12 protein-coding genes are annotated in these 15,729 nt (G+C 64.4%); 4 read left to right on the forward strand and 8 right to left on the reverse strand.

The genetic code is table 11. The features are described from left to right. Positions 1-18: 18 nt before the first annotated feature. Positions 19-2,205 carry an elongation factor EF-2 gene (locus HAH_RS13840; RefSeq protein WP_014041481.1) on the reverse strand — a complete coding sequence of 729 codons (2,187 nt, stop codon included), beginning with the start codon at positions 2,203-2,205 and terminating at the stop codon, positions 19-21. Between the two features lie 279 nt (positions 2,206-2,484). On the opposite strand from HAH_RS13840, the gene HAH_RS13845 reads away from it, so the two are divergent. The 3 genes from HAH_RS13845 (at position 2,485) to HAH_RS13855 (ending at position 7,840) form a co-directional block, all read left to right on the forward strand. Continuing rightward, the gene (locus tag HAH_RS13845) at positions 2,485-3,678 is read left to right on the forward strand and encodes a trans-sulfuration enzyme family protein (RefSeq protein ID WP_014041482.1); all 1,194 of its coding nucleotides are present in this window, start codon (positions 2,485-2,487) and stop codon (positions 3,676-3,678) included. A 70-nt stretch (positions 3,679-3,748) separates the two neighbouring features. After that, a complete protein-coding gene (locus HAH_RS13850) occupies positions 3,749-4,543 on the forward strand; it encodes a DUF5781 family protein (RefSeq protein WP_023843438.1) in 795 nt (264 codons plus the stop codon). A gap of 153 nt (positions 4,544-4,696) precedes the next feature. Continuing rightward, positions 4,697-7,840: a PAS domain S-box protein gene (locus HAH_RS13855; protein WP_014041484.1), complete on the forward strand. Its 3,144-nt coding sequence runs from the start codon at positions 4,697-4,699 to the stop codon at positions 7,838-7,840. Positions 7,841-7,894: 54 nt separating this feature from the next. Here HAH_RS13855 and HAH_RS13860 read toward each other — a convergent pair whose 3' ends face one another. The 6 genes from HAH_RS13860 to HAH_RS13885 all read right to left on the reverse strand — a co-directional run bounded on the left by HAH_RS13860 (position 7,895) and on the right by HAH_RS13885 (position 12,447). Continuing rightward, positions 7,895-8,605, reverse strand: coding sequence for an energy-coupling factor transporter transmembrane component T family protein (locus HAH_RS13860; protein ID WP_014041485.1), 711 nt, complete (start codon positions 8,603-8,605; stop codon positions 7,895-7,897). Then, positions 8,599-9,303, reverse strand: coding sequence for an energy-coupling factor ABC transporter ATP-binding protein (locus tag HAH_RS13865; protein WP_014041486.1), 705 nt, complete (start codon positions 9,301-9,303; stop codon positions 8,599-8,601). The genes HAH_RS13860 and HAH_RS13865 overlap by 7 nt, the downstream gene beginning before the upstream one ends. After that, a complete protein-coding gene (locus tag HAH_RS13870; protein ID WP_014041487.1) occupies positions 9,300-9,881 on the reverse strand; it encodes a biotin transporter BioY in 582 nt (193 codons plus the stop codon). The genes HAH_RS13865 and HAH_RS13870 overlap by 4 nt, the downstream gene beginning before the upstream one ends. Positions 9,882-9,966: 85 nt before the next feature. Then, on the reverse strand, positions 9,967-11,346 hold the full coding sequence (locus tag HAH_RS13875; RefSeq protein ID WP_014041488.1) for a PQQ-dependent sugar dehydrogenase: 1,380 nt from the start codon (positions 11,344-11,346) through the stop codon (positions 9,967-9,969). A 49-nt stretch (positions 11,347-11,395) separates the two neighbouring features. Then, positions 11,396-12,016, reverse strand: a complete 621-nt coding sequence (locus HAH_RS13880) for a 30S ribosomal protein S7 (RefSeq protein WP_014041489.1) — start codon at positions 12,014-12,016, stop codon at positions 11,396-11,398. Positions 12,017-12,018: 2 nt separating this feature from the next. Then, positions 12,019-12,447, reverse strand: coding sequence for a 30S ribosomal protein S12 (locus HAH_RS13885; RefSeq protein WP_004515440.1), 429 nt, complete (start codon positions 12,445-12,447; stop codon positions 12,019-12,021). Between the two features lie 458 nt (positions 12,448-12,905). Here HAH_RS13885 and HAH_RS13890 point away from each other — a divergent pair, with 458 nt between their 5' ends. Continuing rightward, positions 12,906-15,293, forward strand: coding sequence for a methyl-accepting chemotaxis protein (locus HAH_RS13890; protein WP_014041490.1), 2,388 nt, complete (start codon positions 12,906-12,908; stop codon positions 15,291-15,293). A 26-nt stretch (positions 15,294-15,319) separates the two neighbouring features. On the opposite strand, the gene HAH_RS13895 is transcribed toward HAH_RS13890, so the two are convergent. Continuing rightward, on the reverse strand, positions 15,320-15,664 hold the full coding sequence (locus HAH_RS13895) for a hypothetical protein (protein ID WP_014041491.1): 345 nt from the start codon (positions 15,662-15,664) through the stop codon (positions 15,320-15,322). Between the last annotated feature and the right edge of the window lie 65 nt (positions 15,665-15,729).

The following is a 15,729-nucleotide window of genomic DNA, read 5'->3' on the forward strand; positions in this document are numbered from 1 at the left end:
GACGAAGTAAAAAGGTACTTAGAAGTAGTCGATAGCCGGGTTCAGTTCCTGCTTCATGCCCTTGCGCTCGCGGATCTCGCTGATCTTGTCGGGCTGGAGGTTGTCGGCAAGGACCTGGAAGCCGGCGTTCTCGGTGTTCCAGGAGGCACGGCCCTCAGTGGCCGAGCGGATGTCTGAGGAGAAGCCGATCATCTCGTCGACCGGGGCGACGCCTTCGACGACCATCAGGTCGCCTTCCTGGTACATATCGTCGACGCGGCCACGGCGGCCCTGAATCTCGCCGCTCGCAGCGCCCATGTGGTCGTTGGGCACGTCGATGCGGACCTGCTGAATCGGCTCCAGCAGCTTGATGCTGGCGTCGATGAGCGCGTTGTGGACAGCCTCGCGGACGGCCGGGATGACCTGGGCCGGGCCGCGGTGGATGGCGTCCTCGTGGAGGCGGGCGTCGTGGAGACGGATGAGCGACCCCTGGACCGGCTCGGACGCGAGCGGGCCGTCGTCGAGGGCTTCTTCGAGGCCTTCGATGACGAGTTCCATCGTCTCGTTGAGGTGCTGGATACCCTTCGTCTCGTCGAGCAGGATGTTGGTCCCGTGGATGTGCTCGATGTTCTGGGAGTCGTCCTTGTCCATGCCGGCTTCCTGCAGCGCTTCACGGCGCTCCAGTTCTGGCATGTCCATCGACGCCTCGCCCATCTTGATGGTCTCGACGATGTCCTCGCCGAGCGGCTCGATGCTGATGTAGAAGCGGTTGTGGTTGTTCGGCGACCGACCTTCGACTTCGCGGCTCTCGTTCTGCGGGGCCTCGCGGTAGACAACAATCGGCTCACCGGTGTTGATCGGGATGCCCTGGTTGCGCTCGATACGCTGGCCGATGACTTCCAGGTGGAGTTCACCCTGCCCGGAGATGAGGTGCTCGCCGGTGTCTTCGTTAATTTCGACCTGGATGGTCGGGTCTTCCTTGGCGACCTGCTGGAGCGTCTCGATGAGCTTCGGCAGGTCGTCCATGTTCTGTGCCTCGACGGACTTCGTGATGACCGGCTCCGAGATGTGCTCGATGGACTCGAATGGCGTCATCTCCTCGCTGGAGACGGTGGAGCCAGCGATGGCGTCCTTGAGGCCCGTGACGGCGGCGATGTTCCCGGCGGGAACGTGCTCGACTTCCTCGCGCTCGCCACCCATGTAGATACCGACGCTCTGGATGCGGTTCTTGCCCGCAGTTCCGGAGACGTACAGCTCCTGCCCCTTCTCCAGCGTGCCGGAGAAGACACGACCGGCGGCGATTTCGCCAGCGTGGGGGTCGACACCGATGTCGGTGACCATCAGGACGACTTCGCCGTCCTCGTTGACCATCGCCATGTCCTCGGCGAGCTGGGATTCGGCGTCGCCACGCCAGATACGCGGAACTCGCATCGGCTGGGCGTCGACAGGGTTCGGGAAGTGCTCACACACCATGTCGAGCACCACGTCGGACAGCGGCGTGCGCTCGTGGAGTTCTTGGCGGTTGTCGTTGCGCTCGAGCTCCATGATTTCGCCGAAGTCCATGCCGGTCCGCTGCATCGACGGCATCGAGACGCCCCACTTGTACAGCGCGGAGCCGAAGCCGACGGTTCCTTCCTCGACGGAAACCGTCCAGTCCTCGATGTCGTCCATCTCCTCGGTCATGCCGCGGATGAGGTCGTTGACGTCCTGAATGACCGCGAGCAGGCGCTCCTGCATCTCCTCGGGTCCTTCCTGAAGCTCGGAGATGAGGCGGTCGACCTTGTTGATGAACAGCGTCGGCTTGACGCCCTCGCGGAGCGCCTGCCGGAGCACCGTCTCGGTCTGGGGCATCGCGCCCTCGACGGCGTCGACGACCACCAGCGCGCCGTCGACGGCACGCATCGCACGGGTCACGTCGCCACCGAAGTCGACGTGGCCAGGGGTGTCGATAAGGTTGATGAGGTGGTTCTGGTCCTCGTATTCGTGGGTCATCGAAACGTTAGCCGCGTCGATGGTGATCCCACGTTCCTGTTCGTCTTCCTCAGTGTCCATCGCCAGCTGTTCGCCGGCGGTGTCGTCGGAAATCATGCCGGCACCGGCCAGCAGATTGTCTGTCAGTGTCGTCTTTCCGTGATCGACGTGAGCAGCGATGGCGATGTTCCGGATGTGCTCCGGATCGTCCATCAGTGTCTCACATTCTTGGACGATTTTCTTACGTCGGCCCATTATACAGCTTTCTATCAACAGCAGGGTCAAAAGGATAGTGTTTCACTACGGCCGTGACCGCTCGAAATCCGGCCGTTCGCGTGTCATGGTCTGGCATTCCGAACGGTCGGTGCACTGCTGGCTGTGTCTTCGTGCAGATAGTCGCTACCTGTGGGGCAACCCCTCACGGGAGAACAACCGACAGTATAGTCACGGGAGTATACCCAGCGATTATAATTATTTGCAGTCGGATGAGTAATGATTGCAAAGGTATTAGCGCCAGCCAGCAGACGGAAGCGTATGACTCGGCGTCCACACCTCGACACGATTGCAGTCGATACCGAGACGGCGTCAGCAGCAGGGGATGTCACGCTCCCGATACACCTCTCGTCGACCTACGAACTAGCCGGGCTCGACACGGACCTCTCTCTGGAGGACGTCGACCCCGGTGAAGGCGAGTTCCTCTACTCGCGGCTGTCGAACCCGACACGACACGGCCTCGAACAGGAGTTAGCCGCGCTAGAGGACGGAGAGCGAGCCTATGCCTTCAGTTCGGGGACAGCGGCCGTTGCAACAGCGGTGCTCTCACTGGTCGAACCGGGCGACCACGTCGTTGCGTTCGACGACCTGTACGCGGGCACGCGACGGATGTTCGAAACGCTGTTCCGGGACCAGCTTGGCGTCGACGTGGAGTTCGTCGACGCAACTGACGCCGACGCTGTCGCGGCCGCGATGACGCCGGCAACGGAGTTAGTCTGGGTCGAGACCCCGACAAATCCACTGATAAAACTCTGTGACATCGACGCGATTGCGGCCGTCGCCGCCGACTACGACGCGACGCTCGGGGTCGACAACACCTTCGCGAGTCCGTACTTCCAGCAGCCGCTGTCCCTCGGCGCGGACCTCGTGGTCCACAGCACGACGAAGTACCTCAACGGCCACAGCGATGCCGTCGGCGGCGCACTGATTACTAACGACCCCGAGGTGGCCGAGCGGGTGGAGTTCCGCCAGCAGATCGCGCTCGGGAACATGCTCGCCCCGTTCGACAGCTATCTCATCTCGCGGGGCATCAAGACGCTGGGTGTCCGGATGACTCGCCACGAGAACAACGCTATGGCCCTCGCGCAGTACCTCGACGACCACGAGCGCGTCGAAACGGTCCACTACCCAGGGTTAGAGAGTCACCCACAGCACGACCTGGCTCGCGAGCAGATGCAGGGCTTTGGCGGCGTGCTCTCGTTCGAACTGGCCGGAGACATGGCCGACGCCAAGCGCTTCCTCGAAGCGTTAGAGACGGTGACGCTGGCAGTCAGCCTCGGCGGCGTCGAGAGCCTGGCGGAGCTCCCGGCGGCGATGACACACGAACCCCTCTCACCGGCTGCGCGGGACGAACTCGGCATCTCTGACACGCTTATCCGCCTTTCGGTGGGTATCGAAGCCGTCGAGGACCTCCGGGCCGACCTGGAGCGCGGTTTCGCGGCGATTGAGTCCTGAGCACCCGCTCTGTGCGAACGCTGCCCCCACCCGTGGATTAATAGCTCTGCGACCCATGAGAAGGTGACACATGGACGTGCACGTGCAGGGTGGGCCGGCCGAACCGTTTCTCGGGGCGCGGGACCTCTTCTCGACGGAACACGACCTGAACCGACCAGTGACTGTCCGGATCCGGGAGGACCCCGACGAGCGCACCCGCGTCAGCCACAGCGACGACGCCCACCGGCTGACAATCTCCCGCCAGGCCGCGACGAGCGCGATGGCCCGCGAACTGGCGTTACACGAATACGCGCACATGCACCATCACGAACGGGAGCATCCGTCACACACCCAGTCGACGCGGGAGGCCATCTACCTCGCGCTGGCGGGGCGTTCGGTCGAGCAGCGAAAGCTCACGCACTGTTACCAGATCGCCAACCACATGAAAGACGTCTACGCCGACGACATCTGGATGCCGGTGGTGCCCGGCGACAAACTGGTTCCGTTTCTGGAAGCCAGCCTCGCGGCCGCCGTCGCGGACCGCCCCGGCGACCCGCCGACCTGGGACCGCTCGACGTCACCGACCCGAGTGCGCCACCCCAGCGAACCGGCCGCACGACTGACGCCGGCTGCAGACCCGGATATCACGGCCGTCAATGCGGCGTTCGCTCTTGCGCTGTGTGAGCGCCACGACCTGGTCGAACCGGACCACCGGCTGTACGACCTCGCCCACGCCGCGGCCCAGGACGCCGAATCGGTCGACCTCACGGAGTTCAAGCGCCACTTCGGCTCGCTGTCGCCCGAGCCGAACGAGTCCGAGTTCCGGAAGGCGCTCGTCGACGTGACTCGCGCGTACGCCGGCGGCGGCGGCCGAGCGGCAGACTGAAACCGAATGTCCCGGGAAGACCGGCTCACTGACGGCCGGGTGTTGTCACACGCAGGCGATAGCCTCGTCGCCACCGACTGCCGGCTTCGCTTGCGCGCGAACACAAATTAACTGGCAGAACTGTTTTTGCGTGGACTTGTGAACTAGTTGACTATGACCGAGGCGCTTCGCGGCCGGCATCTCGACGGGGAAACCGATGTCGTCGGCGAACGGATTCAGGTGTTACACATCGACGACGACCCTGATTTCGTGGCTGTCGCAGCGGATTCCCTGGAGGCTGCGGACGACCGGATCTCCGTCGAAACCGCGACCAGCGCACGAGACGGGCTCGACCAGCTCGCCGAAAACGGATTCGACGCCGTCGTCTCCGACTACGATATGCCGAAGATGAACGGCATCGATCTGCTCGATGCGATTCGGGAGACGAACCCGGACCTACCGTTCATTCTGTTCACCGGCAAGGGCAGCGAAGAGGTGGCCAGCGAAGCTATCTCGATGGGCGTCACCGACTATCTACAGAAGTCGTTCGGAGTCGAGGTGTACGAGCTACTGGCCAACCGCATCGAAAACGCGGTCTCCGAGTACCGCGCGAAGCGACAGGCCGCCGAGTCAGAGCGCCGTGTCCGGGAGCTCACTGAGGCAACCAACGATATCCTCTGGGAGTTCACAGCCGACCTGAGCGAAGTCCTCGTGATCAACTCCGCCTACGAGGATATCTGGGGGCGGTCAGTGGCCAAGCTCCGTGACAACCCCTACGATTTCCTGAACGGTATCCATCCCGAGGACCGCGAGCTGATGAAAGACGCGATGCGGCGTCTCATGCACGGCGAGTCGGCCGACGTCGAATGCCGTGTCAACGCAACGGAGGAGTATCAGCGCTGGGTCTGGATACAGGGCGAGCCAATCACGAACGACGACGGCGAGGTCGTTCGCGTGGCCGGGTTCGCCCGTGACATCACCGAGCGGCGGAACCGCGAGCGCGAACTCGAAGCCACCAAGAACCAGCTCACAGAGCACAACCAGACGCTCCGGAAGCTCTACGAGATCAGCGCCGACCCCGACGCCTCGTTTGAAGAGAAGATACAGGCGGTTTTGGACCTTGGTCGGGAGCGCCTTGGGACCGCTGGCGCGTTCCTGTCCGCGAACGATACTGACCGCGACGAGTTCACCGTCCGCTATGCGAGCGGGAGCGACGAACGGCTCAAGCCAGGAACCGTCACACCGCTGTCGGAGGCGTACTGCCGGAAGATGATCGACACAGGGAGCGTCATGGCAATCGCCGAAGCGTCCGATGAGGGGTGGGCCTCGGACCCGGCATACGACCGCTGGGAATACGAGACGTACATCAGCGCCGAGGTCCGTGTCCGTGACGCGCATTCAGGGAGCCTCTGTTTCGTCGACCGGGAGGCCCGCAAGACCCCCTTCACCGAGGACGAGAAGACGTTCGTCCATCTCGCGACGCAGTGGGTGAGCTACGAACTCGAACGCCAGCAGCGCGAACAACGCCTCGAACGGTACAAGGAGTACACCGACGACATGCTGGACGCCATCGACGACGTGTTCTACGTCCTCGACAGCGACGGCCGCTTCCGGCGCTGGAACGAGAGCCTGCTGAACGTGACCGGCTACTCGGACGCGGAAGTTGCCGGGACTCACGGAGCCGATTTCTTCCCGGAGGAGCATCAGGACCTCGTCGCGGCCGCTATCGAATCGGTGTTCGAGGGCGACACGACCCGGGTGGAAGTGCCGTTTATCACGAAATCGGGGGACCAGATCCCCCACGAGTTCACGGCGACCCGCGTCGAAGACCCCGACGGGAACCCGATGCTGGCCGGCATCGGCCGGGACATCACCGAACGGAAGGCACGCGAGCAGGAGCTTACGCGAACGAAGGAACTCCTCGACCAGGCCCAGCGGATCGCGAGCGTCGGTGGCTGGGAGATAGACGTGACGAGCGAGCCGCCGGAGATGACGGTGACAAGCGAGTTCTACCGGATACACGGGCTGACACCGGACGACGAACTGAGCGTCGAGTCTATCGTCGATCTGTACCACCCCGACGACAGAGAGACGGTCATGACGGAGTTCCACCGAGCGATAGAGACGGCAGAAGGATACGACATGGAGGTGCGTATCGGCGACGACGACCACGACCGATGGGTCCGCGCACTGTGTGAACCAGTCACCGAGAACGGCGATGTTGTCAAACTCCGGGGCTCTGTCCAGGATATCACGGACCGGAAGCTCCGGGAGCGCGAACTGGAGGAGGCACGCGAGCGGATGGAAATCGCGCTAGAGACCACTAATACGGTCGTCTGGGACCGCGAGTTCGAGTCCGGCGGCCTGTCGTACTACCCCGGGTCCGAGACGCTGTACGGCACCGACATCGAGTCGCTGGACGAGTTTTTACCGCTGGTCCATCCCGAGGACCAGTCGGAAGTCGCGGCCCGAATCGAATCAGCGACCGAGACCGGCACGTACGAAGCCGAGTTCCGAATCGTCCGTGACGGCGAGGTCCGCTGGATGGAGGCAAAGGGCCGCGTCGAATCCGACAGCGACGGGACGCCAGTCCGGGCAATCGGTATCGACCGTGACATCACCGAGCGCAAGCGCCGCGAGCAGGAACTGGAGGACACGAACGAACGTCTCGAAGAGTTCACGAGCATCGTCAGCCACGACCTCAGGAACCCACTATCCGTCGCCGAGGGACGCATCGAACTGGCCCAACAGGAGTACGACAGCGAACACCTCGACAGCGCCAGCGACGCGCTCGCGCGGATGCGGACGCTCATCGACGACCTGCTCGCGGCCGCTCGCGACGAGCAGTCAGCGGTTGACGCCGGCGTAGTGGCGCTCACGGACACGGCCGAACAGTGCTGGCACAACGTCGAAACCAACGACGCCGAACTCACTGTCGAGACAGACGCCGTCGTTCGTGCCGACAGGAGCCGATTGGAACAACTGCTCGAGAACCTGTTCAGCAACAGTGTGGAGCATGGCTCCACAAGCAGTCGGCCGGGGGCCGACGACAGCGTGGAACACGGCGGCGACGACGTGACGGTCACCGTTGGAGAACTTGACGACGGCTTCTACGTCGAAGACGACGGCGATGGCATCGACGAATCGGAGCGGTCACGCGTGTTCGAGACCGGCTACTCGACGTCAGACGCCGGGACGGGGTTCGGGCTCTGGATCGTCGCGGAGATTGCCGACGCCCACGGCTGGACGGTAACTATCGACGAGGGGAACGAGGGCGGCGCACGGTTCGAGATTACCGGTGTCGATGTCGTGGAGTGACAGAATAGCGAAACCACCATCCACCGTTGTACTCGGGCGCACACAGGCGACCGGCTAAACCGGAACGAGCGGCGACACCGACAGCGCGATGCCGACGGCGAGCACCGGGTAGTCACGACGCTCGAAGGCAAGCGGCGGCAGCGTCGGGTTCCACGCGAAACAGCGGGCCCGCAGAGCGGCCGAGAGCCGGTCCGAGCGGTCGAGGGTCCGTTCCAGCGACCGAACGGCGAGCAGCCGAACGCGGTCCCGTAGCGGGCGGGCCTCACCGCCGCGAGCGTGGATCGCATCGCGCACCTCCCGAACGTCCGCGAGTACCAGCGGGAACAGTCGGACAACGAGCGCCATCCCGATACCGAGGATCTGGCCGGGCTTGCCGGGGATCAGGCGCTGGACCGCCGCCCGGGTATCTCGGACTGGCGTCGAGGTGAGGTAGGCGGCGCTGACGAGCAACACCGGGAGGATGCGCCCGACGTGCAGGGCCGAACGGAGCGCCGGGTCGACCCGAAACCACGGCGGGCCGAGCGCCACACCGGCGACGACCGGTGCCAGCGCCAGCACGGCGAGGACGACCCGGTAGGAGCGCAGGACGGCCAGCGGCGAGAGCCGTGCCGCCGCGAGCGTCCCCAGTGCGAACGCGGTCGTCCCGACGAGCCACGGGAGCGTGGGGTGTGCGACCGCGGCGATGGCGAGCCCGAACTGGACCAGGAGCTTCGACCGCGGGTCCAGCCGATGCGCGAACGTCGAGCCGGGCCGGTAGCTCAACATCGTGGGTCGCGGATACCGAGGTCCGTGAGGGTATCGAGCGCTTCGGATGGCGACGCATCGAGCACGACCTGCCCATCCTGCAGCGCGACGAGGCGGTCGGCCCGCTCGTGGAGGTCCCGGAGGTCGTGCGTGACGACGATGATGCCCGTTCCATCGGCGGCCAGCGCGTCGAGGTGGTCGAGCACCGACTCCCTGGCCGGCCAGTCGAGGCCGACGAGCGGTTCGTCGAGCACGAGGTAGTCCGGTTCCATGGCGAGCGCCCCGGCGATGGCGACGCGGGCCTGCTCGCCGCCCGAGAGAGCGTCGATACGGCTATCCGCTGCATCGCCGAGGTCGACGGCGTCGAGCGCCGTTCCGACCCGGCGGTCGATCTCGTCCCTGTCGAGGCCGAGGTTCTCCGGGCCGAAGGCCACGTCAGCCGCCACGGTCGCGGCGACGAACTGGTCGCGGGGGTGCTGGAACACCATCCCGATGCGTGTCCGGGCGACGACCGGGTCGTCCGTCACGTCGGTCCCGTCGACGGTGATCGTTCCGGCGTCGGGCGTCAGCAGGGCGTTGAAATGCCGGACGAGCGTCGTCTTGCCGCTCCCGTTCGGTCCGACGAGCAGGCAGTACTGACCGTCGGGTATTGACAGCGTGAGCCCGTCGAGGACGTCGACGTCGCCGTACCGATAGCGCAGGTCGCTGACCGCTATCATCGACCGTTGAGATATCCGCCCTGCACAACGGCGACTGCGATACCGAGCTTCAGGAGGTCAAGTGGTATGTACGGAGCCATCACGGCCGCGGCGCGAGTGAGTGGGAGGCCAGTAACGAACCACATCCACGGGATGCCGATAGCGTACACGACGACGACCGCCGCGGTGAGCGCGACGACCTGCACTGGGGCAGAGAGAGCAGCGACCGGTTTGGGCGCTACGCTCCGGTGTGCGATAGCGCCAGCGACGACCGCGCCGACGAGGAACCCGACGAGGAAACCGCCCGACCCCTGGCCGGCGATGACGTATCCGATACCCGCATTCCCGTTCGAGAACACCGGCGCACCGGCGATACCGACCAGCAGGTACAACAGGAGCGCGACGCCGCCCCACAGCGGCCCCAGTAGCAGGCCGGCGAAGAACATCCCGAACGGCTGCAGCGAGAACGGCACCAGCGGTCCCGGAAGCGGGATAGATATCTGTGCGAGCGCCGCGGTCAGCGCCGCGAGCAGCACCGCCTTCGTGAACAAGCCCACAGTCTCGTCGTCGACGAGGTCGACGGATTGCTCTGTTGCCATGGGTCTCCCTCTCTCGTCAACCGAAATATAGCCAGTGGTTCACGGAACAGAGCGGAGAGCGGTGCCGGGTGCCCGCCCGCGCTGGTCACTCGGCCGGCGTGATGCGGGCGAGCACGTCGTCGCGCTCCCGCGGGAAGCCGTCGCCGGCCCGTCCGTCGCGGTTCGACGTGACGAGGTAGAGGCCGCCGTCCGGTCCCTGCTCGACGTGGCGAATCCGGCCGACTTCGTCGGCCAGCAGGGAGTGGGTCGTCGCGGTGTAGGCGTCGTCGGTCCAGTCAGCGTCGTACACCTCGGCGTCGTCACCCGGTGGCAGGTCCCCACCGGCCGGCGTCAGCGTCGTTGTGAGGAGTTTCTGGCCCTTCAGGCCGCCAGTGAGCAGTCGGTTCCGCAGCGACGGCACGGCGTCGCCGGTGTAGAACAGCGACCCGGAGGGAGCCCAACCGCCGGCGTTGCCCGTGTTTGCGAGCGGGCGGCGGACCTCGGGGCCGGCGTCGGCGTACTCCTCGTGCTTGCGGGTGTCTGGCCAGCCGTAGTTGCCGCCAGCTTCGAGGCGGTTGAGTTCGTCCCGGCCGGTCGGGCCATGTTCCGAGGCGACGACGGTCCCGTCGGGGAGCCAGGCCAGCCCCTGTGGGTTCCGGTGGCCGTAGGTGAACACCCGCGGGTCACCACCGAGGTCCGGGTTCCCCGGAGCGGGGTCGCCCGCGGGCGTCACGCGAAGGACCTTCCCGCCGAGCGAATCGGTGTCGGCGGCCAGTTCGCCGGACCCGGCGTCCCCGGTCGTAATCCAGAGGTAGTCCTCGGGGCCGAACGTGAGCCGACCGCCGTTGTGTATCTTGCTTCCGGGAATGTCGTCGACGAGGACGGACTCCGTGGCGGCCGGGTCCTCGGCCGAGACATCCATGGCGACGACCCGGTTGACCCGCTCGTCGTCGGTTGTCGTCGTGTAGTAGACGTACACTACCGGCGGCTCGGGGTAAGTCGGGTGCGCGGCGACGCCGAGCGTGCCGCCCTCACCGCCGGTGACCCACCAGCCATCGTCGCTCGATTCCGCGTCGATGACTGCCGCCGGTTCGGTGACTGTTCGGACGCTGCCGTCCACAAACGAGAGGACGCGGCCGACCCGCTCGGTGAGAAACAGCGTTCCGTCCGCGGCAAACGAGAGGTCCCACGGGATCTCCAGATCCTCGATGAGTGGTTCGGTGGCGAGCGGTGTGTCTGTTGGCGACGCGGTCGGAGCCGCCCAGTCGGTGTCGGGTGACTGGCTGCGCTCGTGGCTGAGGGATACGTCGTAGCGGTCCAGCGCCCGAGCCGGGTCTGCCGTCGTTGTGGTTGTCGGTGTCGGGTCCGAGCTACCGTCCTGTGACCCGGACTCACCGCGACAGCCGGCCAGCGCGGTCGCTCCGGCGGCGGCGAGTGCGGCGAGATACTGGCGGCGAGACCCGCCGTCCCGGCACGGTTTTCGCATAGATTTCACTGCAGAACAAAGAAGAATAAAGATGTCGGAGACAGCCGTGTTAGCGAGCGGCGGCCGCGACGCGTTCTTTCTCTTCTTTCTGGTTGACCGCGTAGGCCTGGACGTCGTCGTTAGCAGCGCCGATGAGCTGCTGTGCGAGCGCCTCGGCGGCGCTGGTGGTGGTCTTGAACGAGCCACCGTACACGCCCTCTGCGATGAACTTCAGGGCCTGGTCGACGCGGCGCTGTGGCGCGACGTCGACGGCCTTCGGGACCGAGATACCACCGTATTTCAGGCGGACGGTCTCCTCTCGCGGGGCGCTGTTCTCGACAGCACTGACGAGCACCTGAATCGGGTTCTCGTCGGTGCGCTCGTGAACGATTTCGAACGCCTCAGTGACGATGGAGGTCGCGAGCTGCTTCTTGCCCGTGTTCTCGTCGGTCTGCATCAGGCGGTTGATGAGCCGCTCGACGATGCTGATCTCGCTTTTCTTGAACTGCTTGTCCGCGTGTCGCCCCATCGTGTGGGCGATCGGCGTGACAGTGATGTAGCGCTCGGTCGAGGGGTCGGAGTACTCGATGTCCGCGATCTCCCACTCGCCGAACAGCTTCGCACGGGCCGTCTCCGGCTCGCTTTCCGCAGCCTCGTCAGCGTCAGCCTCGGGTGTGTCTTCGGCACTCATGGTTATCGGACCGGTTTCTCCGCGTTCCCGCGAACAAGTTCGATGAGAGAGACGCCGTTGACCTTCTCGACCTTGTAGTTGACACCGGAGAGGTCGCCCATCGCGCGGCCCTTCGCCCCGCCGATACCCGCAATCGTGACCTCGTCGTGCTCGTCGATGAAAGAGATAGCGCCGTCACCGGGACAGAACGCGGTGACCTGCTTACCGTTCTTGATGAGCTGGACGCGGACACACTTCCGGATAGCGGAGTTGGGCTGCTTGGCCTCGATGCCGACTTTCTCCAGTACGATACCTCGTCCCTGGGGCGCACCCTCGAGCGGGTCGGACTTCTTGCCCAGGCCGCGTTCGCGACGCGCGTAGTCAGTGTCGGACCACCGGTGTTTCTGGCGGTCCTTCTTGAGCTTGCGCGCGGCGTACTTGCCGTTCGCCATAGTAGGCACTGGTACCTTTCGGAGGTACTTAAGACTCCTCTTTCGGACTCAGCCGGTAGCGCTTCCGTGTGTGGCGTTCTGTGCCATAGACGGGGAAATCAGGTGCAGAACTGGGTTAGATAACGCGAAGAGAGGCCACGACAGCGGGAAAGAAACGGGTAACAAGGTGTTTCGGTCGGCGTATGACGCGCAAAACAGTTCCCGGCGGTCCTTCGGGAACCCATATTCGATGATTTCAGCTTTCACAGAGTTTTCTGACACTATTTCGGGAGACCACACTAGCATCGGTCTGCGGAATTCGTCACAGCCGACAGTGTACGTATCAGGAGTCACAGACACCGGTCCCAGTCCGCCAGGCCGGGAGATAGCCCGGCCACATGGAATCAGGTGTGATAACTGGGCAGATGGTTTCTAGTACCGGCGCTTGAGTTATTCAGACAGACCTGCGGGTAGTATCTATGAAACTCGAACAACGTCTCCCAGACATCGTCCGGCGAACGTACCTCCGGAAGTTGACGCTCATCATTCTCTGTATTGCCCTGCTCGTTGCGGGTGTCAGCGTCACTGCGGAGCGGACGGTCGCAAACGAACTGACTGAACAGCGCGAGAACGAACTGCAGACGGGCACCATCCAGACGGCCACGACAACAGCGGACTGGGTCCGTAGCCAGCGAAACGCCGCACGAACTCTCTCAACGCTGTCCGACGTTCAGGAGGGGAGTCCAACGATGATCCGTGGTGCGTTACAGCGGCAAGCGTTCTACCAGCCGGAGTCCGTGTATGCCATCCACTACGTCAACGAGGAGACCCTGGAAATCGAGGAGTCGTCGCTGAGCGACCGACGCGACACGTCGCTCCGGACTGACGACTTCGAGTGGGAAGGTGGAGGCCTCTCGGTCACCGGGTCGAACTCGGTCGATATGTCGACAGTGTACACTTATAACGGGGGCAAGTACATCGCCTTCGCGAGCCCGGTCGCCCGGAGCGACAAGCTGGTCGTCGTGGTCCACAACGTGACCGCGCGGACGGCCCAGTTCCGCAACTCCATCGACGGCGGTGAAACGCGGATTATCCGACAGGACGGCACGGTCCAGTTCGCCGAGGACGCCTCGACTATCGGGACACAGTACAACGTCTCCGCCAACCTGACCGCACTCACAGCGGGAGAGAGCGACGTGGCCCGGAGCGGGCCGTACCTGATCGCCGCGGAGTCCGTCGATGACACGCCGTGGATCGTCGTCAAGCAGGCCCCGAAATCGACCGCCTTCGCGTTACGTGACAGTATTCAGGGGAGCTTCGTCGCCATCATCGGCGTTTCACTGGCCGGGTTCGCCCTCATCGGCGTCCTCGTCGGTCGCGGCATCATGCAGTCGCTCAGACAGCTCTCGACACAGGCGGAAGCCCTCGCGGTGGGGAACTTCGACACCGACATCGAACAGTCTGACCGCCTCGACGAGATCGGCGACGTCCAGAACGCCTTCTACGAGATGAAGACCTATCTCGACACCGTCGCCGCACAGGCCGACGCGCTCTCCAGACAGGCGTTCGACGACCCGGTGCTCGACGAGGACATCCCCGGCCAGCTCGGAGCGTCGCTATCGAGCATGCACGGCAACCTCGAATCGTTCATCAGCGATCTCGAACAGGCCCAGCAAGAGGCCGAAGAGTCCAAAGAGGAGGCTGAGGAGTTGGCCGGAACGCTCGAACGGCAGGCCGAGGAGTTCTCGGCCGTGATGCGGAAAGCGGCCGACGGCGACCTCACCCAGCGACTCGACACCGACACGGACAACGACGCGATGGCCGACATCGCCGCCGCGTTCAACGATATGCTCGCCCAACTTGGCCAGACGGTCATGCGTATCCGGGAGTTTGCCGACGACGTTGACGGCTCCGCCGACCAGATCACCGCGAGCGCCACGGAGGTCCGTGACGCCAGCGAGGAGGTCAGCGAATCCGTACAGGAGATCGCCGACGGCGCGGAGACGCAGTACGAGAACATCGAGGAGACGGTCGACGAGATGTCCGGCCTCTCCGCGACGGTCGAAGAGGTCGCGGCACAGGCCGACGAAGTCGCGACCACGTCGAACGAAGCCGCCGAAATCGGTGAAACCGGCAGCGAGCGCGCATCGGAGGCCATCGAGGTGATGAACGACATCGAGACGCGAGCCGACGAAACAATCGACCGCGTCGAGTCACTCGACGAGGAGATGGAGCAGATCGGCGACATCGTCGACCTCATCGACGACATCGCCGAGCAGACCAACATGCTCGCCCTGAACGCCTCCATCGAGGCCGCACGAGCCGGCGAAGCTGGCGAAGGGTTCGCCGTCGTCGCCGACGAGATCAAAGGCCTCGCACAGGAAACGACCGAAGCCACCGAGGAGGTCTCGACGGTTATCGAGGAAGTGCAGGACACCACCGGTGACGCCGTGACCGACATCAGGCAGATGGGCGACTCCGTCACGGACGGTATCGACACTGTCGACGACGCGATCAAATCCCTCGAACAGATCGTCGACCGCGTCGAAGAGGTCAACGACGGTATCCAGTCCATCAGCGACGCCACCGACGAGCAGGCCGCGACGACGGAGGAAGCAGTGGCGATGACCGACGAGGTCGGGACAATCAGCGAGGAAACCGCTTCCCGCGCCGAGAACGTCGCCGCCGCCGCGGAGGAACAGACCGCGACGATCAACGAAGTCACCGGCGGCATCGAGTCCCTCTCGGATCAGGCCGGCGACCTCAGCGAACTCCTGCAGACGTTCGATGTCGACAGCGGCACCACGCACAGCGATACCGACGTGTACGAACACGGCGCGGACGACCCGGCCACTGGCGACGACTGAGTGTCGCCTCCTGTTTCATCTGCCACTTACAGTTTCGGTTCGGCGCTCGACGTGACCAATTGGTAGAGGCCATAGCTACCGAAAAGAACTCCGGCACAAACGCCGAAGGCGGAGCCGATATCCTGTCGCTGGCTGAACCGGACGAGATAAAAGACCGCGATTAGTCCGCCACCGACGAGCGGGTACGCCGGTGACGCGAGCAGTCCCTCGACGAGACTCGTGGCCCCCACCAACACGAACAGCGCGAGCATAAACGCGCCTTCGAGTCCGGACGGGGGGTTCCCCAGAACGTGTGCGTGATACAGGTAAATGCCGACGATAGTCAGCGGAGCCAGCAGGTCGCCGCCGTCTGGACGCCGGAGTGCAGGCATAGCAGTCGGTTCACGACCAATCAAAAAAGCGGTTTCTGTCCGTCTCCACATCGACTGCCCGAGCA

Origin of the sequence: Haloarcula hispanica ATCC 33960 (assembly GCF_000223905.1) — an archaeon.
In the GTDB taxonomy this organism is placed as follows: domain Archaea; phylum Halobacteriota; class Halobacteria; order Halobacteriales; family Haloarculaceae; genus Haloarcula; species Haloarcula hispanica.

Excerpts from the sequence above, each read along its gene's own strand:
- HAH_RS13875 (WP_014041488.1), bottom strand. The coding sequence starts at position 11,346 with ATGCGAAAACCGTGCCGGGACGGCGGGTCTCGCCGCCAGTATCTCGCC.
- HAH_RS13895 (WP_014041491.1), bottom strand. The coding sequence starts at position 15,664 with ATGCCTGCACTCCGGCGTCCAGACGGCGGCGACCTGCTGGCTCCGCTG.
- HAH_RS13845 (WP_014041482.1), top strand. The coding sequence starts at position 2,485 with ATGACTCGGCGTCCACACCTCGACACGATTGCAGTCGATACCGAGACG.
- HAH_RS13890 (WP_014041490.1), top strand. The coding sequence starts at position 12,906 with ATGAAACTCGAACAACGTCTCCCAGACATCGTCCGGCGAACGTACCTC.
- HAH_RS13870 (WP_014041487.1), bottom strand. The coding sequence starts at position 9,881 with ATGGCAACAGAGCAATCCGTCGACCTCGTCGACGACGAGACTGTGGGC.
- HAH_RS13850 (WP_023843438.1), top strand. The coding sequence starts at position 3,749 with ATGGACGTGCACGTGCAGGGTGGGCCGGCCGAACCGTTTCTCGGGGCG.
- HAH_RS13865 (WP_014041486.1), bottom strand. The coding sequence starts at position 9,303 with ATGATAGCGGTCAGCGACCTGCGCTATCGGTACGGCGACGTCGACGTC.
- HAH_RS13840 (WP_014041481.1), bottom strand. The coding sequence starts at position 2,205 with ATGGGCCGACGTAAGAAAATCGTCCAAGAATGTGAGACACTGATGGAC.
- HAH_RS13855 (WP_014041484.1), top strand. The coding sequence starts at position 4,697 with ATGACCGAGGCGCTTCGCGGCCGGCATCTCGACGGGGAAACCGATGTC.
- HAH_RS13885 (WP_004515440.1), bottom strand. The coding sequence starts at position 12,447 with ATGGCGAACGGCAAGTACGCCGCGCGCAAGCTCAAGAAGGACCGCCAG.
- HAH_RS13880 (WP_014041489.1), bottom strand. The coding sequence starts at position 12,016 with ATGAGTGCCGAAGACACACCCGAGGCTGACGCTGACGAGGCTGCGGAA.
- HAH_RS13860 (WP_014041485.1), bottom strand. The coding sequence starts at position 8,605 with ATGTTGAGCTACCGGCCCGGCTCGACGTTCGCGCATCGGCTGGACCCG.